Here is a 19,460-nt window from a genome sequence, read left to right as displayed (position 1 = left end):
GCAATTCACGAGTCACTAATGGACGATCGTCCATTAAATGTTGCGCCAGAATGGCCTTTCGTGTCAATATTCCTGTGAGCTACCTCTATGAGACATTCACAAACGGTTGGTAACATTGAATAAAGCGCAAAGTGTCAAGGAACAAAAACGCGGTTCAAAGCGGGATCCGGAAGCCAATAAACAGCTACTGATCGACGCGACTCTGGACACGATTGCCGATATTGGGGTTACCGATACCTCGGTCAGCCGAATCTGCGAGCGCTCCGGTCTGTCACGCGGAATGATCCATTTGCATTTCGGGGGTAAGGACAATTTACTGACCGCAGCCGCCCAGCATTTCAGCACCGAGTATTATGCCGAGATGGACAGACGGACAGATCTGGGCGCGAGCGCAAGACCCGAAGACCGTGTTATGGCAGTGATTGAGGCCGACCTGTCAGAAGCACTGCTCAATCCCCGCAGTACTAAAATCTGGCATGCGTTTCGGGGTATCGCAAGCTCTCATCCAGGTATCGCCCGTTACAGCAGCACTCAGGATGACAAACTTGTCGAAACCTTGCGGTCCGCGTTCACAGAGATAGCCTCGGAAAACAGGGGCGACCCGAACCTGGTAGATGACGCAACCAGCGGAACGCTGGCCTTGCTGGAGGGGATGTGGGTGAACTACCTAACCGATATGCAGGGATTTTCACGCCGCCGCTCTGTCAACCTTGTTCGAAGGTTTTTATGCGGACTTTTCCCCGGAAAATTCTAGGTCTAAGTCTAGGCGGCGTTCCAATTCAAATTGGATAGCTCGGAGACAGAAGTTTCTGAGAGATAATTGTTCCGGGCGCATGCAATCAGCTCGCCTGTGCTTTCGTTTTGCAAGATTCGCGATAGCCGTGCCAACACTTAAATGTCCTTACTTCAGATACTGACAGGTGACGAAGCACCCTGCCCCACGGGCCCTAACGCGCTTGTCCCACTTGTCGAACAGATACAGGTTCTTCGTACCCAAACTGGATATGCGTGACCTTTCCCATAGGCGTGGACTCTGGCTTTACCATCAAAACAATGCCCACACGCCGCCGAAAAAATGTTTCACTTTGGGGAATTTTTTCCAGGTGCCTTCGTAGTTGTATTGTCTGCCATCCGGCAGACCTGAAACAGTCGGAGAATACAATGTCCCTAAAGTCCCTTACTTTTTCTGGTGTCGCGCTGGTTGCGACTGCAACCGGTTCATTTGCGGATGGTCACACCGGTGCGCCAGCCGTAACTGGCAAGCTCAACGGAGAAACCTTCCTGATGGATGCGCACAAGATGACTCTCTATACCTTTGACAAGGACGAAACAGGCGTTTCGAATTGCTATGATGACTGTGCCACCAAATGGCCGCCGCTGATGGGTGATGCCAACATGGAACTGAAAAAAGGCTACAGCCTGATCGAACGCAAAGATGGCAGCGTTCAGATCGCCTACAAAGGAAAGCCGCTTTATCTATGGTTCAAAGACGAAAACCCTGGGGACATGACAGGGGACGGTGTAAAAGGTGTTTGGCATATCGCACGCCCCTGAACCTTGGTGCCGGGGGAAGGTTTCCTCCCCCGGCTTACGTACATGCTTCAGTCATTTGAAAACCAGCTTGAAAACTGCCTCCCCGATCTTTGGCGTTATGCCTGGTCGCTGACCCGTGATCGGGATGCGGCGGATGATCTGGTGCAGGATTGTGTTGAACGCGCCCTGCGCAAACGATTGCTTTGGCTTCCGGGGCGGCCGTTGAAACCATGGCTCACTAAAATATTGTTGAACCTCTACCGGGACAGGTGGCGTCGAGAGGCCAGATTTAACACTGTCGATCTAGACAACATTTCGACGCTGGCAGCAACGACAAGCACAGTCGAAGAATGGTTGGAAATCAAGGCTGTCTGGAAGGCGCTGGATTCTGTTCCTCAAGATCAGCGAGAAGCCCTTCTTTCTGTTGTCATTGGTGGATTAAGCTATGACGAAGCGGCCACAACTTTGTCCATTCCAAAGGGTACGCTGATGTCGCGGATCTCGCGCGCCCGCACTAAAATCAAATCTGAAATGGACGCTTCAGCCGCCGTGAAGATCAGGAGCGTGAAATGACGCACACCCCATCCATCGAAGACCTGGTTCAGCGTAGCATAGACGGTGAATTGACATCGGAAGAAAGCGAACGCCTTGACCGTCACCTTGAACATCACCCGGACGATGCAGCGCGCATCCGTGCATTACGGCGTCAATCAGACCTGATAAACAAGGCGGTCCCTGTTCCTTCTGCGGCACATCTTCGAAGTCTGCGGAAACAGGCCAAGCCGCCCTCGCCAGTCTCTTTGAGGCTGGTTGCTTCGGTCGCGGTTTTTGCCGTTGGTTTTGGTTTGGGGTCTTATTTGCAACCTTGGGAGAGCCGAGCAACCGACGATCTGGCATTGTTTTCGCAACACGCAAAAGCGGCGCATTCTTTGTTCGCCGTTGAAGTTCTTCACCCTGTGGAGGTCGCCGCTACGGAAAAAGATCACTTGCAAACCTGGCTCTCCAATCGATTGGGCTCTGCCATTATCGCGCCACAACTTGGGGAAACCGGGTTTACCCTGATTGGAGGACGCCTTCTGCCCGCAGGCGACCATGCCTCAGCTTTATTTATGTATGAGAATGCAGAGGGTGATCGGTTGAGTTTGATGGCCACGCACGGCGACACAATTCAAACTCAATCGTTTCGGTTTCGACAAGAGGACGGATATCTCGTCGTCTTCTGGCAGGACGGACCCTGGCAGTATACGTTGGTCGGGGACCAGAAACGTGACCCGATGGAACACATCGCCCGCTTGGCGCATGGTCAAATGATCTAGTAACCGCCTTGACGGGCTTCATTCGCACAGAAATTTGGCGACAATCCTTTAGAGTTATGGCAGATCATCCAGCAACATCGGGTACAGCAAGTTTCCTGCCTGCGGCCCGGCCCCGAGGTAATCAACCCATTGATCGGTCGACTCGTTGTACCGCCGGTACCGTTCGATCTTGTCATATAGCCCGTTGACGATGGTTTGCTGCTCTGAAATCGGAAGGCGCACCCAATCATCTTCAGTGATAGTCATGATCTGAGACTTATAGGGCAAGTCAGACAGGTATTTGTCCAACGCTACAGCTTCGGCAAGGCTGGGGTCTGACTGGCGTGATACCTTATCAGGTCTGCGGCTCATGTCTGCGGCAACTCCAAGAACCTGTGCAAAGAACTGATCAGGGTTTACGACGTTCCGCTCGGCCTGGTCGACAATGATCCGCAATGCTTCTTCCAGGTTACTCAGATCCGCCTTCGAGATTTTCAATGAAATTACCCTTTGATATCAGAGATAAACTCTCACTCGCAAATGATATTTTTACCTTCCTTGGGCACCTCGGTGCCGGAGTTGGCGCATTTCTTGCGTTTCTCGGTATTACTTCCAATTTGACGAACAATACGTCCAGTATTGTGTTCAATGCTCAGGTTTCTTCACTGTCTTTACCTGTCCGCCTGACATTATTAGTTTTAGTCGCTGCGGCATTGGGATGGGGATTGGGTGCACTTGTCGGAAAGCTAAGTCAGCAAAGAAATGAGTCTCTTGGCTTTGCAGCTTATGTCGTCGCGCTTTTGTGGGGCGGCCTTATGGTGGGGGCCGCTGACTGGCTTTCTATTGCGCCCCACCAACAGGTCTTGCCGGAAATCCTGTTATTCACTGTCGCAGGAACGGGTCTTGCCCTGTGGGTCGCTGGATTCCATTTTCAAAGCGCCGGTGCAGGTGGGAGGCGAGCACTGCGGGTCAGGTGCGACGCGCTGTTCCTATTCTCGATCCGCGCGGCCCTTTTTATGGTGCTTACTTTGTTGGGGGCACGGACATGAAGCTCGGTGGACCTCTGGATTCAAAAAACGCCGCGCGCCTGCTGAGCGCCGCCGCTGTCCTAGATTTTATGTTTCTGGGTTTTGTATTGGTCACTTTGGAACCTGTGTTGCGTCAGGAACTACGGTTGGGAAATACCGGTCTGGCCTTACCGGTAGGGCTTTATCTGATCCTGGTCCTTAGCTACTGGTTGATCTGCGAAGGTTTTCTTGGTGGGCACAGCCTGGGACGATATGCCTTACGTCTGAATATGCGCGACAAACGCGGCAATCCGGTATCTCATATGCGGCGTTCTACCCGCGCGTTGAAAAAGGTCATGTCGTTTGGCTTAACCGGAGCAAATCCAAATGTCGCATCCCGATATGACAGGGCAGCCGATGTGACATGGTACAGTCCGATGGCTCCCCGCGCCTTGGCCTTTTGGCAACTGGTTGTTCTGAACGGCCCGGATCGCGGCAAGTTTTTCGAATTTCGGAATGTTAAAGGCTTGTCTAACACACATCAGATCAAAATCGGGCGTGACAAGAACTGGGCTGATCTTGCGCTTTCTCGCAGCGAAAGAACTTCGGGTCAGCATTGTGTTTTACGCGTAGAAAAAACGGGCGATCTTTTTATTCGTGATATGGGCTCAACGAACGGAACCTGGACAGGTGGACGGCGTGTCGGTCCTGAAAAATGGGTACCGTTGGCCGCGGATGGTCGGTTCCGTGTAGGAAATGTCCAGATTGCCACGGTCAGGTGACCAGTTCCAACGTACCGCGGGTTTTAGCATAGTTTGTTAGCTACAAATGCACGGCAGGTATTTCGGCTGGTTAATTCCCTAAATTTGATTTTGGAATTGGTTAATCACTCAGGATTCCACGGTCATCAATTGCGATCCGGTTGCGACAAGACCTCGGTACAGGTTTCGGGCGGATCACCCTGACGTCATGGTAAATTTGTTTGACATTTGACTACCGATATCTCATATTTCTGTCATGACAGAAACAACTGACTTATCCGAATCCTCGGCCCGTTCACAATTCATCCTCTATTGGGGTGATATGGGCAGCCAGTGGGGCGTGAACCGATCCGTAGCGCAGATACATGCGCTTTTGTACCTCAGCACTTCGCCCATGAATGCCGAAGAAATCGCAAACGAACTTGGCATCGCCCGGTCAAATGTTTCAAACTCGCTGAAAGAGCTGGCCGGATGGCGTTTGATCCACCGCGTGCCCGTCCCCGGTGATCGTCGCGAGCACTTCGCAGCCGAAACCGATGTCTGGAACATGGCCCTTCTGATTGCAAAAGGCCGCAAAGAGCGCGAGATCGACCCCGCGATGCGGGCGTTGGACATCTGCGTGCAACAAGCCTCGGACGAGGCTGATCTGTCCCCTGTCGTATTGGAGAGAATGCAAAATATGCAACAGTTCCTGACTACGGCCGACCAATGGTCCGAGCAAATGCTGTCGGTCCCCAAGTCCAAGCTTTCGGCTCTTATGAAGATGGGCGACAAGATCTTCACGCTTCTCAAGATCGGGAGCAAGAAAGGCAAGTCGTAAAAAAATTTTGAGAAAATATTTCTCTTCATACAGAAATAACAGCAACTACAGCATATGGTGTGATATGAAACTGAGCAATTTCTCTCCGCATGTTATGGACATGTCCGATCAAAGGTTTCGCAACTTGGTTGGCCCAGCAGCTTGGGCCGCCCTGCCCCATCAGGTCCGGGCGCGGTTTGGTCATTGCCTAGCGAACGGCGCCAGCGTGGTCTATCAGGGCAAAGTTGTAGCAATGCGGCTGACGCTGGCCGGGCAATTGCTGGCGCATCTGGCCCGTCTGATCGGCGGCCCCCTACCCTTTGATACATCCAGCGTGGATCAGCCCGCGATTGTCACCGTGACCGAGGATAGTTCCGTTAACGGACAGTTCTGGATCCGCCAGTATGGGCGCGACGGAGGGTTTCCTCAAGTTATCCACAGCTCAAAACGGTTCTCTGGACCGACCGGGATCGAAGAATACATCGGCGCCGGTATCGGTATCGCATTACGCGTTCAAGCAGACCGCACCGGTCTCCGCTTTCTCAGCGATCATTACTTCGTTCAATTGGGTGATAGGAAACTGCGCCTCCCGCGCTGGATTCGCCCTGGCGTTCTGACCATCACTCACACCGATCTTGGCGACGCGCGGTTTCTGTTTTCCCTAAGCCTTCATAGCCGCCTGTTCGGAGAGTTGATCCACCAGGACGCCATTTTTTACGACAGAAAGGATCCGACATGACTGACCCGCTGCTTTGGACATTGATTGCCCTTCAGATCTCGATGGGTGCATTCGACACGCTGGTGCACCATGAAGGCACCGAGCGGCTGGCCTGGCGCCCTTCGCAACAGACCGAACTGCGCCTGCATGGGGTCAGGAACGCGTTCTACGCCGTCATCTTCCTGTGCCTTGGATGGTTCGAACCCCACGGCACGTTTACCATTGCTCTGACCATAATCCTGGGCCTTGAGGTCCTGATTACCCTTTGGGATTTCGTTGAAGAGGACCTGACCCGCCGTCTCCCCGCCACAGAACGGGTCAATCACACTTTGCTGGCGCTGAATTATGGTGCGATCCTCGCGCTGGCTGCCCCATACCTTTGGACCTGGTCTGCCCTGCCGTCAGAGATGGTACCCGTCCATCACGGCGGTTGGAGCATCATGGCGACCCTTGCCGCGATTGGTGTGGCGCTGTTCAGCGCGCGCGATTTGGTGGCGGCCGCACGCAGCACGCGGTTGAATGCTGTCAACGCGACCTCTCTGGTCGCGCAACTCGCGCCCCGACAACATCTGCTGATCACGGGTGGCACCGGTTTCATCGGACAACGCCTGGTCGAAGCCCTGGTTGCTGGCGGCCACCACGTCACCGTCCTGACCCGCAATCTGCAAAAGGTCGACGCTTTGACCCATCCGGTACGCCTGATCACCTCACTCGAGCAAATTGACAACACAGAGCGTTTTGACGCCATCGTCAATCTGGCGGGTGAGCCGGTAGCAAACGCGCATTGGACGCCTCGGAAACGCGCGCGCATCCTGCAGTCTCGGGTCAAGATGACGAAAGATTTGGTCGCACTGATCCGCAGGCTGGATCAAAAACCATCTTGTCTGATCACCGGCTCCGCCGTGGGCTGGTATGGGCTGCGGCAAGACGAGACCCTCACCGAAGACGACACGCACTGCCCCGCCTTCATCCATGAGGTGTGCGACACATGGGAGCGCGCCGCTGCGCCAGTCGTGGATATGGGCGTCCGGGTTGTGCAACTGCGTATCGGTCTGGTGCTGGGGGTTGAAGGCGGCATGCTGGCCCGAATGCTGACACCTTTCGAGTTTGGTGCCGGTTGTCAGCTGGGGAATGGACAACAGTGGATGCCCTGGATCGAACGGGATGATCTGATCCGCGTCATCGCATTCGCCATGTCGGATTCGGATATCAACGGCCCGCTCAACGCCACTGCTCCAAACCCGGTGCGCAACGCAGAGTTCACACAGGCTTTGGCAAGCGCATTGAACCGCCCTGCCCTGATACGTCTGCCTGCTTGGCTGATCACAAACGTCGCAGGGGATATGGGACGTGAAACGATACTGGGTGGCCAGCGTGTCATTCCGGCAAAACTGCTACGCAGCGGGTTCCGTTTCAATAGCCCCGAGCTGGCCCCCGCCCTTGCCAGGATCACGGGCGCTCGGGCCGCCTCAAACAGCGTCAGCTCTGAGAAACGCCGCGCCTGACCCGCGCCCGCTGCGCAACGCCGGGATCCAGAAAATCCCGGTGTTGCACGAGGCAAGGGTTGGTCGTGTTACGGCTTGGCTTGCTTGTTGGTGCACAGACCCAGAAGCGCATAGATCGGACAGAATTTCATGAATGCCGTCACCACAAACACAGCCCCAAGCCAACCCCAGGGGCCGATAGTACCGGTCAGTGCCAGAAGGATCAGCACACCACCGAGGATCAGGCGCAGAATCCGGTCGACAGAACCAACATTAGACGTGAATTGCATGGTCGAATCTCCTTGATTGTCTGGCCCAAGATTCACTGTTTTCCAAGCCATATTATGTGACGAGGTCACACAACCCCCGTTCTGGCATGGTGGTGCAGAGCTGGGCGGTCCTGCAGATAAATCACACCTCGCTCAAGCCTGACCCACCCGCGATGTTCAAAATCCTTGAGGATACGGGACATGACTTCGCGCGCGCTGCCCAGTTCGGCTGCAATGCGCTGGTGCGTGGTGCGAATATCGCCCGAAGTTGCGCCCTGATCCAAAAGCCACTGCGCCAGTTTCAGGTCCATCCGGTTAAGTAGAAGATCATCGATAACCTCGGACAGCTCAACAATGCGTTGTGAAAACGCCATGAAGACCGCGCCCCGAAACTCGGCATCTGTAGCCAGCAACGTGTTGAACTTGTCCCGCCCGATGGCCAGCGCCGTCACCGGCCCCTCGGCATAACCGAACCCTGAATAGGGGATGTCCGACAACATGCACGAGGTCGTCATAACGCAACTGTCGTACGGGCCAACCCGATAAAGAACAACGGTGCGTCCCGACGGACTGGTTTGTTCCACCCGGACGATGCCCGAACGGACGATCAAAAACATCTCACCGTAAGCGCCCGGAGCAAACAGTTGGGATCCGTCTGGTATAGTCAGATTACTTCCTGCGGACTTGAGCCGGTCGAGAATGGCCTGGCTCCAGTTCTGTTGGGTCACTGCTCTACCTCCGTCTCACACTCACTCCCGGATTTTTAGCCTTGGGGACCTCGCGAGCAAACCCAATTTGCCTGTGACAAACCCACCCGCGCGGAACCAAAGTTGACAATTCTACTACGGTCTTAATAGCGGCAGCATCAGTGGAGATGGCGACTCGATTGGCCTGCCAGTTGGGCGAAATGCTGAAATGGACGGAGTCCAGGGGAGATCTGCCTTTAGCGGATCATGTTTTTCAGCTTAATGGTCGTCAGGGCAAATGCGGTTGAAGCAAAGGATTTGATTGCCAGCATGGGTCTGGATCCTCTGTCGCTAAAACGCCGTTTTATTCGGTAGGCACGGATTTGAAACAGAATCGAAACGAAACGCTTCACGATGCGTTCGCGCCTACGGGTTGATTGATGTGTGCTTTCGGCTTGGTTGTTCAAGCCTTTGTGCGAGATGCGTCCATGCATCTCGCCTTTGCAGTTTACACAAATGGAAGTGGTAAGAAGTTACCGTGTCAGGTCACGTCAGATCGTCGACACGTGCGTCAGGTGCGTTCCGTTTGACGGAATCGATCCCATTATCCCGCCCTGAAGTGCTGGTATAGCTCTCGCTGGTGCCGATCACCTGACCGTTGCTGGCCTTCAAGTTGAACATATGACCGCCGGACTTGGTTTCCTTGCGCTCGTACCGGCTGTCATCCGGCGCGTTCTTCTTGACTGACTCGATCCCGTTCGTGGCACTCGCCTTTTGAACATATCCTTCACTGGCCAGAATGATTTCACCATTCCCTGCTTTCAGACGAAATCGAAATTCACCAGCCTTGTCTTTATATATCTCGAACTTCCCGGCCATTTGACGCCTACTCCTCTGTTCTACTTTCGATTTTTTCAAATACATTCCTATAATTAAACATTCGTCTCAAGAAAAAAGATGAGGCGAGCAATCTACCCAGAGCAAGATACCCCCAAAGTCACAGGTAAGATCGAAATGGATGATCTGATGCTGGCTTCGGTTCCATTCGTTACACCTCGCCAGAACTGGCAGGATGCGAGCAAACCCGTCCTTTACCAAGGGACCTCAGCAGCCACCTAGCGATCAGCTTCAGCCATCCGCGTTCTCCATCCCCCATGCCGCCAGCAGTTTCGGCAACGCTACGTTCCAGTCCATCACGCCGACGGTTTCCGCCCAAGCCTGGTATTGATGGATCATGTCTTTCTCAAGGGCGGCGTTGCGGCCCGCTAGGTCGGTCAACTCGGTACGGTCGGCCACGATATCGTAAAGCTCCCAGGGGCGGTCATGCAGTCGAACCAGCTTGAACTGGCCCAACCGGATGGCGGCATTGCCCTCGTGCTCCCAGAAGATCGGCTGCTCGCGCTGCCAGTCCTTGCCCTTCATTAGACCTAGCAGAGATTCCCCTTGCAACGGTTGGATATCATGACCGCCCACCTCTGTCTGATAGGCGCCTCCGGTGGCTTCCAGGATGGTCGGCAGAATATCGACCACATGGCAAGCTGCATGAGCTGTGCCGCGCGGTTCGAACCCATTTGGCCAATGGGCCACCAGTGGCGTGGAGATACCGCCCTCGTGGACATAATGCTTGTAAAGCCGGAACGGCGCATTGGAGACATTGGCCCAAGGTTTGTCATAGCTCTGGAAGGTTTGGGCATCGCCGGGGCGCAGATCGGTCACATTGCCCATGGTGATCTGCCTGCCGTCATGGGTGCGGTCGGGATAGAACTTGGCCCAGCCGTCCTCGGCCATGAACTCGGCGCAGCCGCCGTTGTCTGACAGGAACAGGATCAGCGTGTTGTCGAACTGACCGAGCCGTTTCAGGGCCGCAACCAGCGTGCCGATCGACTGATCCATTCGGTCCACCATCGCCGCGTAGGTGGCCATCTTGCTGGCCTCCCAGTCCCGGTTCTGTTCCTGCTCCCAACCATGTACAGTGCTGTCGCGGGGCGAGATGTCCCAGCCGCGCTGGAACACACCCTGACCGTTCATGGTTTCATGGCGCGCGGTGCGAATATGGTCCCAGCCTTTTGAATAGACCCCATCGTATTTTGCGATGTCCTCGGGGTGGGCGTGCAACGGCCAGTGCGGCGCTGTGTGGGCTAGGTAAAGGAAGAAGGGTTTTTCTTCCGCCACAGCGCCTTCGATCATACCAATAGCCTTTTGGGTGATGGCGTCGGTGAAGTAGAAGTCATCGGGGAAGGTTTCGACCCGACTGTCATCCTCCAGCATGTAATGCGGCGAAAAGAAATGTGTGGCCCCATCCATGATCCCGTAAAACCGGTCAAAGCCGCGTTGGCGCGGGGTTGGGTGTTCGACGTCGCCAACCCGCCAACTGTCCACCTTACGGGCTTCAAAATCACCCGCCACATGCCACTTCCCCGACATCAGCGCGGCATAACCGCTAGCGCGCAGATGCTCGGCAATCGTGGCACTGTCATTGCGCAGGAAGCCCTGATAGGCAGGGCTGCCCAGATTGGCGCCCATGTGGCCAACGCCTGCATTATGCGGATAAAGCCCGGTCAGAAGCGAAGCACGGGTGGGGCAGCAGCGGGCGCAATTGTACATCGCCGACAGCATAACACCGCCCCGCGCAAGGGCGTCGATGTTGGGGGTCTGGATTTCAGAACCGGTGCAGCCGAGATCGGCAAATCCCATGTCGTCCGCAAGGATCAGGATGACATTGGGCCGGCTGGTTGCTGCCTGTGAGTTGAGGTGGGTCATTGCGATACTTTCGCTAAGGTCAGGCCGCAGCAGCGGGCGCGAGGGGCACGCCCTCGACGGTGACACGATGCATCAGGCGGCGGAAGCCGTGATAATCATTGATCGCCTTATGCCAGGTGGCGCGGTTGTCCCACATGGTGATGTCACCGGCCTGCCAGCGCACACGGCATTGAAATTCGGGTTGCTGGCAATGGGCATAGAGCATGGCCAGAAGCGCCTCGGACTCAGCCGGGGCCAAACCCTCGATACGGGTGGTGAAGACCGGGTTCACAAAAAGGCCACGCCGTCGGCTCAGGGGATGCGTGATAACAACCGGATGCCGGGCGTCCTGGGTTGCGGCCTCTGCATTGCCCAGACGTCCTGACTTTACTGCCTCGCTATCCATTACGGCAGCGCCGAATACATGCCGCGAGGAATGCACGGCCGTCAGCTCGCCGAGAAACCGGCGCATCGGGGCCGAGAGCGCCTCGTAGGCGGCCCCCATAGAGACAAACAGCGTATCGCCGCCGTAAGGCGGCATTTCGATCGCATGCAAAATCGAGCCCATCGCCGGTTCCTGATCATAAGAATGATCGGTATGCCAACCTTCTCCAACGGCTTCTTTCTGGTCCTTCTCTTTCAGCACCATGGCGATCTCGGGGTGCCCTTTGACCGGCTTGAAGAACCGGTTCACGTTGACCGGCCCGAAACGGCGGGCAAAGGCCAGGTGATCTTCCGGGCCCACATCCTGCCCCCTCAGCACAATCACCGAGTATTTGGCAAAAGCAAGCTGAATGGCGCCAAAATCTGCATCGCTGCGGACATCCGCACCCAGAATTTCGGCACCGAGCCCCCCCGTCAGTGGAAGAATCTCCATGTGAGTCTCCTGTTTGTCCCAAAAGCAGCATAGGGCTTGCCAAAAGGTCGATAAAACTGATTTAATACACCTCAAAAGTCAGTTTTTTAGATGATTAATTTCACCCTTCGCCAACTCGCCTACCTGTCAGAAACCGCCCGGCGGGGCGGTATTGCCCAGGCTGCCCGGCAATTGAATGTTTCTCCCGCCGCGATTGCCTCAGCGGTGGACAAACTGGAGGCGACCACCGGCGTGACCCTGTTCGACCGCTTTCCGGCGCAAGGCATGCGGCTGACGCCTGCGGGAAAGGAATTTTTTGCCCAGGCTGAGGCGCTGCTGGCGCAGGCCGCGGCGCTGGACAGGCAGGCCGAGAACCTGGCGTCAGGACGCACTGGCAGGATCCACATCGGCACTCATCACGCACTGGCACAGCGGATCGTCCTGCCTGCGGTGCTTGCCTTCCGCGAAAGCTACCCAGTCGTTCGTGTCGAGGTGAAGGAAGCGGATTATCCGACCTTGGTGGACGCACTGGACAGTGGCGAAGTGGATGCGCTGGTGGTCTTTGACCAGGGGTTCGATCTCAAGCGGCATGAGGCAGAAGTGCTGCTGGAGCTGCCGCCCCTGGTTCTGCTGTCAGGCGAACACCCTTTGGCAGCAAAAGCCCGGATCAGCCTGTCCGACCTGATCGGACTGCCCTATATCGCTGTATCACCAGCCGGGCCCGGCCCTAGCTATCTTCAACTGCTGCAGGCCGCAGGCGTTCACCCCGAAGTGCCATTCCAATCCCAATCACGCGAGCTTGTTCAGGCCTACGTCGGCAAGGGGTTCGGCTTCACCCTGGCAGGCTTCCCGCCCAAGCAGGATCGCACGATTGAAGGCGACCCCATCGTTGCGCGACCGCTCGAGGAAAGCATCGGACACTACAGGGTGGTGATTGCCCGCTCTCGCCAAACAGTGCAGACAGCGTTGATTGACCGGTTTCTAGAGATTTGCAGGTCGCCGATCTCTGTGCCTAGCCTTGCAGGTAAACCGTTGAATGAAAAAGCCAGTACATCTCGTTAGCGAATCCTGAAACAAGGCAGTTGATGCTGCCGTGCGGGTCATGGAACCTGCGGTTCGCTGCATGAGCAAACTCCTACTCTGCCCGAGCTCGGGAATATCGGGACTTTTGCCTGGCGTCGCATTGAGAACAGACACGCATTTGGCGACAGTTCTTCATGATGAGATGACCTCAGCTGATTCCACACCTCAATCCACGGATCGCACCCTTGCGGGCGTTGCACTGATGCTTGGATTTTGCCTGACTGCTCCCTTGCTCGATGTAGCTGCCAAGCTCGCATCGGCCAGTGTGCCGGTTGGGCAGATAACGGCCGCTCGCTTTGTATTGCAAGTTGTGTTGATGGGACCGTTTGTCTGGAAAATGGGACTGTCATTGCGTGTCGCGAGCGGTGAATTGATGGTACTTGTATTCCGCTCAATACTTTTGCTGTTCGCGACTTTTTGTTTCATTACGGCTATCCGAGTGATGCCGCTTGCTGATGCCCTTGCCATCGTGTTTGTGGCACCGTTCATTGTCTTGCTGGTCGGCAAGTTTTACCTTGGTGAAGATGTCGGTCCTCGTCGCGTCGGGGCAGCTCTTGTGGGGTTTGTCGGGGTATTGTTCGTCATCCAACCCAGTTTCGCGGCTTTCGGCGCAGTGGCAATTATTCCTCTCGGTACGGCTGTTGCTTTCGCTTTCTACATTCTTGTGACGCGGGGCTTGTCGCGACGGATGCACCCGGTGGCTCTGCAATTTCACACTGGCCTGGTTGCCAGTCTGTTTTGCATTCCAATCTTATTGGTTGCGCAAGGTTCTGGCTCCGAACTTTTCGATCCCGTTTGGCCGAAAGACATTGCGCTGTTGTGGCTTCTTGGGACCGGTTTTTTTGCGACGGTAAGCCACATGATGATGACTTATGCGCTTTCGTTTGCCCCGTCTGCCACATTGGCTCCTTTGCAGTATTTTGAGCTGCCGGTAGCAACCTTGTTTGGCTACCTTGTCTTCAATGACTTTCCGAACAAGTTTAGCCTGCTTGGCATTGCCATCATCATCGGTGCAGGTCTGTACATGATACATCGCGAAAGAGTTACTGCCAGACAGTTGATCACAGCGCGCGCAGCACCTCCAATCTAAGATTGCACGTGATTGCAACCTTGTGCAGACCTTGATGGATCGAGCGGCCCCTGTCAGGTTCCCTTCTGTGCTCAAAGGGTGTTCCACCATTGGGTTTCCTGGTCGGGTCGCCTTTTCATACAGCAATGTCGGAAGCAGTGAATTCTTACGCATAGCTTCCCAAGTAAAGTGCTTTCGACAACCAAACTCATCAGGTGTTGAAACTGACCAGCGGAGCCGACCCTGGACAGTTTTCAAACAGCAGATTTGGCCGAAGGGGCACGAAAGTGGCGCACCTACTCGATTCGTTTCAATTGAAACACCTGACTTTGCGCAACCGCATCGTCAGCACGTCCCATGCGCCGAATTTTGTTGAAGATGGCCATCCCCGGGACCGCTACAGGTTGTATCACGAGGAAAAGGCAAAGGGCGGGGTTGCCCTGACCATGGTCGGTGGGTCGACCAATATCGCCCCTGATAGCCCATCGGTGTTCGGCCAGCTTTATGCCGGTGATGACAGCGTCATTCCATGGTTTCGGAAACTAACGGATGGCGTTCACGAACATGGTGCCGCGATCATGTGTCAGATCACTCATATGGGGCGCCGCACTGCATGGGATGATGGCCATTGGCTGCCTGTCATAGCTCCGTCCAGTATCCGCGAACGTGCACATCGTGCCTTTCCCAAGGCCATGGAACAAGAAGACATCAACCGCGTGATTGACGATTTCGCAGCCGCTGCGCGTCGCTGTCAGCAAGGAGGATTCGACGGGATCGAGCTCCTGTCCCACTCACACCTTCTGGGGCAATTCCTGTCCCCGCTGACAAACAAGCGCGACGATGACTATGGTGGAACGCTGGAGAACCGCATGCGCCTGACCTTGCAGGTGCTCGACGCCGTGCGCGCCGAAGTCGGCGCTAATTTCATCCTGTCGATGCGCATCACCGGCGATGAACTGAAAGAAGGTGGGCTGAGCGCTGAAGAATGCATTGCCGCAGCCAGGATGCTGGAAAAATCCAGCGATGTCGACCTGCTCAACATCCTCGCCGGCGCGCCCTATGATGATCTGGGTTTGGCTGAATGGGTGCGCCCCATGGGCCTGCCGGCGGCACCGCATATCACCGTGGCCGGGCGCATCCGTGATGCCGTCGATTTGCCTATCCTGCACGCAGGAGGGATTGCGGATATTGCCACGGCCCGCCACGCGGTCTCCGGCGGCCATGTCGATCTGGTGGGCATGACCCGCGCACAGATGGCAGATCCCTATCTGGTAGAAAAACTCGCGCGGGGGGAAGAAGAACGCATCCGCCCCTGTGTCGGCTTGGGCTACTGCGTGGACCGGGTCAATCAGGGCAAACCTGCCGTTTGCGGACACAATGCCGCCACGGGGCGTGAGCAGACCTTGCCTCATATCATCGCCTACAGCGACACCCGAAAGAAAGTTGTTGTCGTCGGCGGCGGGCCCGGCGGACTGGAGGCCGCACGGGTCTGCGCCCTGCGCGGTCACGAAGTCGTGCTGTTCGAGGCATCGGATCGGCTGGGCGGGCAGTTGGTTCTGGCCTCTAAAGGGAAAACGCGCAGACAGGTCTGGGGCGTAGCTGACTGGTTGATTTCCGAAGTGACTTTGCTTGGGATCGATATCCGCTTGAACACCTATGCCGAAGCTGATGACGTGATATCCGAAGCCCCCGATTTGGTGATCGTTGCAACAGGCGGCTGGCCCGAAACCACAGTTATCCCCGGCGGCGACCTGGCAATTTCCAGTTGGGACGTGTTGTCGGGCGAGGCACGTGTCTCGGGCGAGGTGCTGTTGTTCGATGAAGTCGGCGACCACCCTGCGGCTGTAACTGCCGACGCGCTGGCGGGCAATGGTTGCAGTGTAAATCTTGTAACCCCGGACCGGGCACTTCTGCATGACCTTGGCCCAACGACCTCTGCCGTCGCCTTACGCGATCTGGCCGCCAATGGAGTTACCTTCACCTGCCTGCAAGAGCTTACCTCCCTGGTGCGCGAAGATGATGGAGTTCGCGCCAGCCTGCGTCATGTGTTGACGGGGGATGTCACTGAACGTCTTGTTGATCACGTAGTCGTAGAACATGGCCTGTCCCCAATGGACGGACTTTTTCACGATCTCAAACCAAGCTCGCGGAACCACGGGCAGGTTGAACACAAGGCGCTTATTGGTGGGACATTTCCATTCGTTGACACCAATCTAAGCGGCCGTTTCCATTTGGCCCGAATTGGCGACGCAGTTACAAGCCGAAATATACACGCCGCAATTCTCGATGCATTGCGGATATGTGTAACTGTCTGAAAGAAATTTCACTTCTTTGCTGACCAATGGAGGAAGCCAAGACGCTTTATCAGGCGGCGCAACAACCGTTTTGCGGCCCGTTTGTCCCGCTTCGGTTGGAGTATTTCGTCCAGCACGATGCCATGCTGATCGACCGCGCGCCAAAGCCAATACCTGCGACCAGCGATTTTCACGACAACTTCATCGAGATGCCAGACATCACCAGGACGGTCCTGACTTAGTCGCAAGTTTCGAGCCATCATCCGTCCGAACTTGATCACGCAACGCCGGACAGTCTCGTAAGAAACGCCGATCCCGCGCGCAAGCAGCATCTCTTCAACTTCGCGAAGGCTCAAATTGAAGCGGAAATACAGCCACACAGAGTGGGCAATGATCTGAGGCGGAAATCGGTGACGCTTGTAGCTGTTGGACGATGGATTCACCAATGCGATCTATGTCCAAATCCAGACACGAGCAACCGATCTAGGGTTAACCTGACAACACCCCTGTCATTCTGCCCCCAGTCGGAACAGACGCCATCTAGGCATCGGTAACGCCTTGACAATTTAAGTTAACATTTTGTTTGAAATCGTTAACACTGTTTGTTAACAATTTATATCGTCAAGGGAGATCACATGGAAATTCTAGTTGTAAACCCCAACTCTACTGAATCGATGACACGCAAGATCATCACGTCCGCCCAGGCGGCCGCGAGTGCCGGTGTCGTGATCAGAGGCGCTACCGCGCAAGGCGCACCGGCGAGTATCGAAGGGCATTTCGACGAAGCGATGTCAGTTCCCGGCCTTCTGTCCTGCGTGCAAGCCGCAGAAGACCAGCAGTTCGATGGCATTGTCGTTGCTTGTTTCGATGATCCCGGTATCGGCGCTTGCCGCGAGATCGCGACGGGCCCTGTCATCGGAATCTGCGAAGCTGCGGTGAAGGCGGCGAGCATGCTTGCCACCTCGTTCTCGGTCGTCACCACTTTGCCGCGGTCAGTGCCCATCATCGAACACATGATCCATGGCTATGGCCTGTCGCATCAATGCCGGCGGGTTCGGTCAGCAGAGATCCCTGTTTTGGCCTTGGAAGAGCCCGGCTCGAACGCACGCGAAAAGATCCGCGAGGAAATCCTGCGCGCGATTGAGGAAGATCGTTGCGAAGCAATTGTTCTGGGATGTGCGGGGATGGCCGATTTGACCGCGTGGCTCAGCGAAGAGACCGGCATTCCTGTGATCGATGGCGTGAGCGTGGCAACCCGCATGATCGAAGCGCTGGTCGGTTGCGGCCTAAAGACCAGCAAAATCAATGCCTACGCCCGGCCAAAACTAAAATAACCTGTCATCGGAGGAGAAAATGACAATCAAATCAGACACGGCCGACACGGTCGCTATGTCGCACGACGATCACGTAACCCATATCGAACACAAGGCGATCGGGGAAGAGAGCCTGGCACCGCAAGAGACGCGGATCATGGACCCGTGGTCCTATCTTTTCGCGTGGCTTGGCGGATGTGTTTCCATCGGAACATTTACTATCGGGTCGGGCTTGGTCGGTACGCTGAACCTCCTGCAGACCTTTGTCGCTATCGCCATCGGCTGCACGGTGATCGGGCTCGCGCTAATGATCAACGGTCAGGCCGGTCACAAATATGGCATTCCGTTCATGGTACAGGCCCGGTCCGCCTTTGGCTTTGCGGGCACTCGGATTCCGGCGCTGGTGCGTTCGGTTCCCGCTATCGTCTGGTTCGGGTTCCAGAGTTGGATCGGCGCGGGCGCACTCAACCTCGTGTCGGAAACGCTCCTCGGTTATTCGAACATGTGGGCGTTCTTTATCGGCTTCCAGCTCCTTCAGATCGGTCTTTCGGTGCTTGGGTTTCACGGGATCAAGTGGCTCGAGAATATCGGATCGATCTTCATCATCGCGTCGCTGATCTACATGTTCTTTAGCGTCATCAACAAATACGGCGAAGAAATCTCGACCAATCTGGTAAATGTCGAGGGCACCTGGGGTGCACCGTTCTGGGGGGCAACCATGCTCTTCCTTGGGATCTACAGTACGATGATGCTGAACGTATCGGACTATTCGCGCGAATTACGCCGGAGCGTTGGGCCGCTAAGGCAGGTCGCGATCTATGCCAATTCGATCCTGCCGGCGACACTTTTCATGGGCCTCATTGGGCTGATGGTGTCCGGTGCTACCGGTGAAGTTGATCCAATCAAGGTGTTTTCGAGCGCTGTCGACAACAAACTGCTGCTGGTCGTAACGCTCCTGTTCATTGCTTTTGCTCAGGTCACAACGAACATCCTGAACAACGTCGTCCCTCCCGCTTATGCGCTGATGGATGTCTTCAAGATCAAATTCAAAACCTCTGCAGTGATCGTCGGCTTGCTCGCCTTCTGCACTTTCCCGTGGGAACTTGTAAAAGATGAGTCCGCGGCAGGCCTGAGCATATTCATTCAGACCTACTCGGCTTTCCTAGGTCCCATCTTCGCGATCCTTGTCGTCGATTACTTCGTGCTGCGCAAACAGACGCTTGATCTTGACAAGCTCTATGATCTGGAAGGCCCCTATAACGGCGTGAACTGGGCTGCCGTGATCGCCATGGGTGTCGGAGTTGTCGCGGCCCTGATCTTTTCGGGGATCTCCTGGTATGCAAGTCTGATCCCGGCGGGTCTGACCTACTACGTGCTGATGCACCACCTGCCGAGCGCGAAAAGGTTTCTCGACGCATAGTCGATGACCCATCCGCCAAAAGAAGGCTCGCGTCATTGCGGGCCTTCTTTCTTAGGCATTTACTGCTCGCCGCCGTCAAAAAACAGACACGTCCCGGGTAGCTAATAAGCGCCTTGGCCTAAACGACGCGCCCG

At 55.6% G+C, this 19,460-nt stretch carries 21 protein-coding genes and 1 pseudogene; 15 read left to right on the top strand and 7 right to left on the bottom strand.

Annotated elements, in window-relative coordinates; all coding sequences use genetic code 11:
• Positions 1-115: 115 nt before the first annotated feature.
• The 4 genes from ACR0EK_RS10435 (at position 116) to ACR0EK_RS10420 (ending at position 2,849) form a co-directional block, all read left to right on the top strand.
• Positions 116-754 (top strand): TetR family transcriptional regulator C-terminal domain-containing protein, encoded by a 639-nt coding sequence (locus tag ACR0EK_RS10435; RefSeq protein ID WP_480773836.1) that lies wholly within the window; start codon positions 116-118, stop codon positions 752-754.
• A 407-nt stretch (positions 755-1,161) separates the two neighbouring features.
• On the top strand, positions 1,162-1,554 hold the full coding sequence (locus ACR0EK_RS10430; protein WP_480832995.1) for a COG4315 family predicted lipoprotein: 393 nt from the start codon (positions 1,162-1,164) through the stop codon (positions 1,552-1,554).
• 6 nt (positions 1,555-1,560) lie between these two features.
• Positions 1,561-2,106 carry an RNA polymerase sigma factor gene (locus ACR0EK_RS10425; protein ID WP_480899740.1) on the top strand — a complete coding sequence of 182 codons (546 nt, stop codon included), beginning with the start codon at positions 1,561-1,563 and terminating at the stop codon, positions 2,104-2,106.
• Entirely contained in the window at positions 2,103-2,849 is a 747-nt protein-coding gene (locus ACR0EK_RS10420; RefSeq protein WP_480899742.1) for an anti-sigma factor family protein, read from the top strand. The genes ACR0EK_RS10425 and ACR0EK_RS10420 overlap by 4 nt, the downstream gene beginning before the upstream one ends.
• Before the next feature lie 54 nt (positions 2,850-2,903).
• Here the strand turns inward: ACR0EK_RS10420 and ACR0EK_RS10415 are convergent, their stop codons facing one another.
• Positions 2,904-3,326 (bottom strand): hypothetical protein, encoded by a 423-nt coding sequence (locus ACR0EK_RS10415; protein WP_480967797.1) that lies wholly within the window; start codon positions 3,324-3,326, stop codon positions 2,904-2,906.
• Between ACR0EK_RS10415 and ACR0EK_RS10410 the strand changes: the two genes are divergently transcribed.
• The 5 genes from ACR0EK_RS10410 (at position 3,326) to ACR0EK_RS10390 (ending at position 7,618) form a co-directional block, all read left to right on the top strand.
• Positions 3,326-3,877: a hypothetical protein gene (locus tag ACR0EK_RS10410; protein WP_480899746.1), complete on the top strand. Its 552-nt coding sequence runs from the start codon at positions 3,326-3,328 to the stop codon at positions 3,875-3,877. The genes ACR0EK_RS10415 and ACR0EK_RS10410 overlap by 1 nt on opposite strands.
• On the top strand, positions 3,874-4,617 hold the full coding sequence (locus ACR0EK_RS10405) for an FHA domain-containing protein (protein ID WP_480911371.1): 744 nt from the start codon (positions 3,874-3,876) through the stop codon (positions 4,615-4,617). Before ACR0EK_RS10410 ends, ACR0EK_RS10405 begins: the two co-directional genes overlap by 4 nt.
• A gap of 235 nt (positions 4,618-4,852) precedes the next feature.
• Entirely contained in the window at positions 4,853-5,416 is a 564-nt protein-coding gene (locus ACR0EK_RS10400) for a GbsR/MarR family transcriptional regulator (RefSeq protein ID WP_480899749.1), read from the top strand.
• A gap of 64 nt (positions 5,417-5,480) precedes the next feature.
• Positions 5,481-6,134 carry a DUF4166 domain-containing protein gene (locus tag ACR0EK_RS10395; protein WP_480967796.1) on the top strand — a complete coding sequence of 218 codons (654 nt, stop codon included), beginning with the start codon at positions 5,481-5,483 and terminating at the stop codon, positions 6,132-6,134.
• The gene (locus ACR0EK_RS10390) at positions 6,131-7,618 is read left to right on the top strand and encodes a TIGR01777 family oxidoreductase (RefSeq protein WP_480899752.1); all 1,488 of its coding nucleotides are present in this window, start codon (positions 6,131-6,133) and stop codon (positions 7,616-7,618) included. Before ACR0EK_RS10395 ends, ACR0EK_RS10390 begins: the two co-directional genes overlap by 4 nt.
• Positions 7,619-7,686: 68 nt before the next feature.
• On the opposite strand, the gene ACR0EK_RS10385 is transcribed toward ACR0EK_RS10390, so the two are convergent.
• The 3 genes from ACR0EK_RS10385 to ACR0EK_RS10375 all read right to left on the bottom strand — a co-directional run bounded on the left by ACR0EK_RS10385 (position 7,687) and on the right by ACR0EK_RS10375 (position 9,431).
• A complete protein-coding gene (locus ACR0EK_RS10385) occupies positions 7,687-7,887 on the bottom strand; it encodes a YgaP family membrane protein (RefSeq protein WP_480483558.1) in 201 nt (66 codons plus the stop codon).
• A 65-nt stretch (positions 7,888-7,952) separates the two neighbouring features.
• Entirely contained in the window at positions 7,953-8,594 is a 642-nt protein-coding gene (locus ACR0EK_RS10380; RefSeq protein WP_480487969.1) for a Crp/Fnr family transcriptional regulator, read from the bottom strand.
• Between the two features lie 504 nt (positions 8,595-9,098).
• Positions 9,099-9,431: a YegP family protein gene (locus tag ACR0EK_RS10375; RefSeq protein ID WP_480539187.1), complete on the bottom strand. Its 333-nt coding sequence runs from the start codon at positions 9,429-9,431 to the stop codon at positions 9,099-9,101.
• Between the two features lie 78 nt (positions 9,432-9,509).
• Between ACR0EK_RS10375 and ACR0EK_RS10370 the strand changes: the two genes are divergently transcribed.
• A complete protein-coding gene (locus ACR0EK_RS10370) occupies positions 9,510-9,671 on the top strand; it encodes a hypothetical protein (protein WP_480539185.1) in 162 nt (53 codons plus the stop codon).
• Between the two features lie 9 nt (positions 9,672-9,680).
• Here the strand turns inward: ACR0EK_RS10370 and ACR0EK_RS10365 are convergent, their stop codons facing one another.
• Positions 9,681-11,312 (bottom strand): arylsulfatase, encoded by a 1,632-nt coding sequence (locus tag ACR0EK_RS10365; protein WP_480899756.1) that lies wholly within the window; start codon positions 11,310-11,312, stop codon positions 9,681-9,683.
• Between the two features lie 19 nt (positions 11,313-11,331).
• Positions 11,332-12,168: a TauD/TfdA dioxygenase family protein gene (locus tag ACR0EK_RS10360; protein ID WP_480899758.1), complete on the bottom strand. Its 837-nt coding sequence runs from the start codon at positions 12,166-12,168 to the stop codon at positions 11,332-11,334.
• A gap of 90 nt (positions 12,169-12,258) precedes the next feature.
• On the opposite strand from ACR0EK_RS10360, the gene ACR0EK_RS10355 reads away from it, so the two are divergent.
• The 3 genes from ACR0EK_RS10355 (at position 12,259) to ACR0EK_RS10345 (ending at position 16,614) form a co-directional block, all read left to right on the top strand.
• Positions 12,259-13,209 carry a LysR family transcriptional regulator gene (locus ACR0EK_RS10355; protein WP_480967795.1) on the top strand — a complete coding sequence of 317 codons (951 nt, stop codon included), beginning with the start codon at positions 12,259-12,261 and terminating at the stop codon, positions 13,207-13,209.
• A gap of 163 nt (positions 13,210-13,372) precedes the next feature.
• Positions 13,373-14,320: a DMT family transporter gene (locus ACR0EK_RS10350; protein ID WP_480967803.1), complete on the top strand. Its 948-nt coding sequence runs from the start codon at positions 13,373-13,375 to the stop codon at positions 14,318-14,320.
• Positions 14,321-14,586: 266 nt separating this feature from the next.
• Positions 14,587-16,614: an oxidoreductase gene (locus ACR0EK_RS10345; protein WP_480483565.1), complete on the top strand. Its 2,028-nt coding sequence runs from the start codon at positions 14,587-14,589 to the stop codon at positions 16,612-16,614.
• A 35-nt stretch (positions 16,615-16,649) separates the two neighbouring features.
• On the opposite strand, the pseudogene ACR0EK_RS10340 reads toward ACR0EK_RS10345, so the two are convergent.
• Positions 16,650-17,045: pseudogene (locus tag ACR0EK_RS10340) on the bottom strand (IS6 family transposase); the annotation flags it as partial.
• Positions 17,046-17,228: 183 nt separating this feature from the next.
• Between ACR0EK_RS10340 and ACR0EK_RS10335 the strand changes: the two are divergent.
• Positions 17,229-17,927 carry an aspartate/glutamate racemase family protein gene (locus ACR0EK_RS10335; protein ID WP_480967794.1) on the top strand — a complete coding sequence of 233 codons (699 nt, stop codon included), beginning with the start codon at positions 17,229-17,231 and terminating at the stop codon, positions 17,925-17,927.
• A gap of 19 nt (positions 17,928-17,946) precedes the next feature.
• On the top strand, positions 17,947-19,326 hold the full coding sequence (locus tag ACR0EK_RS10330; RefSeq protein WP_480967793.1) for an NCS1 family transporter: 1,380 nt from the start codon (positions 17,947-17,949) through the stop codon (positions 19,324-19,326).
• Positions 19,327-19,460 lie beyond the last annotated feature (134 nt).

The sequence above is a fragment of the Ruegeria sp. AE4 genome (assembly GCF_056542185.1).
This window is presented reverse-complemented; position numbering and strand designations above follow the sequence as displayed.

What these genes read in the sequence shown, in the direction of transcription:
- ACR0EK_RS10430 (WP_480832995.1), top strand. Translation starts at nt 1,162, where the DNA reads ATGTCCCTAAAGTCCCTTACTTTTTCTGGTGTCGCGCTGGTTGCGACT.
- ACR0EK_RS10420 (WP_480899742.1), top strand. Translation starts at nt 2,103, where the DNA reads ATGACGCACACCCCATCCATCGAAGACCTGGTTCAGCGTAGCATAGAC.
- ACR0EK_RS10410 (WP_480899746.1), top strand. Translation starts at nt 3,326, where the DNA reads ATGAAATTACCCTTTGATATCAGAGATAAACTCTCACTCGCAAATGAT.
- ACR0EK_RS10405 (WP_480911371.1), top strand. Translation starts at nt 3,874, where the DNA reads ATGAAGCTCGGTGGACCTCTGGATTCAAAAAACGCCGCGCGCCTGCTG.
- ACR0EK_RS10400 (WP_480899749.1), top strand. Translation starts at nt 4,853, where the DNA reads ATGACAGAAACAACTGACTTATCCGAATCCTCGGCCCGTTCACAATTC.
- ACR0EK_RS10395 (WP_480967796.1), top strand. Translation starts at nt 5,481, where the DNA reads ATGAAACTGAGCAATTTCTCTCCGCATGTTATGGACATGTCCGATCAA.
- ACR0EK_RS10390 (WP_480899752.1), top strand. Translation starts at nt 6,131, where the DNA reads ATGACTGACCCGCTGCTTTGGACATTGATTGCCCTTCAGATCTCGATG.
- ACR0EK_RS10385 (WP_480483558.1), bottom strand. Translation starts at nt 7,887, where the DNA reads ATGCAATTCACGTCTAATGTTGGTTCTGTCGACCGGATTCTGCGCCTG.
- ACR0EK_RS10375 (WP_480539187.1), bottom strand. Translation starts at nt 9,431, where the DNA reads ATGGCCGGGAAGTTCGAGATATATAAAGACAAGGCTGGTGAATTTCGA.
- ACR0EK_RS10370 (WP_480539185.1), top strand. Translation starts at nt 9,510, where the DNA reads ATGAGGCGAGCAATCTACCCAGAGCAAGATACCCCCAAAGTCACAGGT.
- ACR0EK_RS10365 (WP_480899756.1), bottom strand. Translation starts at nt 11,312, where the DNA reads ATGACCCACCTCAACTCACAGGCAGCAACCAGCCGGCCCAATGTCATC.
- ACR0EK_RS10360 (WP_480899758.1), bottom strand. Translation starts at nt 12,168, where the DNA reads ATGGAGATTCTTCCACTGACGGGGGGGCTCGGTGCCGAAATTCTGGGT.
- ACR0EK_RS10355 (WP_480967795.1), top strand. Translation starts at nt 12,259, where the DNA reads ATGATTAATTTCACCCTTCGCCAACTCGCCTACCTGTCAGAAACCGCC.
- ACR0EK_RS10350 (WP_480967803.1), top strand. Translation starts at nt 13,373, where the DNA reads ATGACCTCAGCTGATTCCACACCTCAATCCACGGATCGCACCCTTGCG.
- ACR0EK_RS10335 (WP_480967794.1), top strand. Translation starts at nt 17,229, where the DNA reads ATGGAAATTCTAGTTGTAAACCCCAACTCTACTGAATCGATGACACGC.
- ACR0EK_RS10330 (WP_480967793.1), top strand. Translation starts at nt 17,947, where the DNA reads ATGACAATCAAATCAGACACGGCCGACACGGTCGCTATGTCGCACGAC.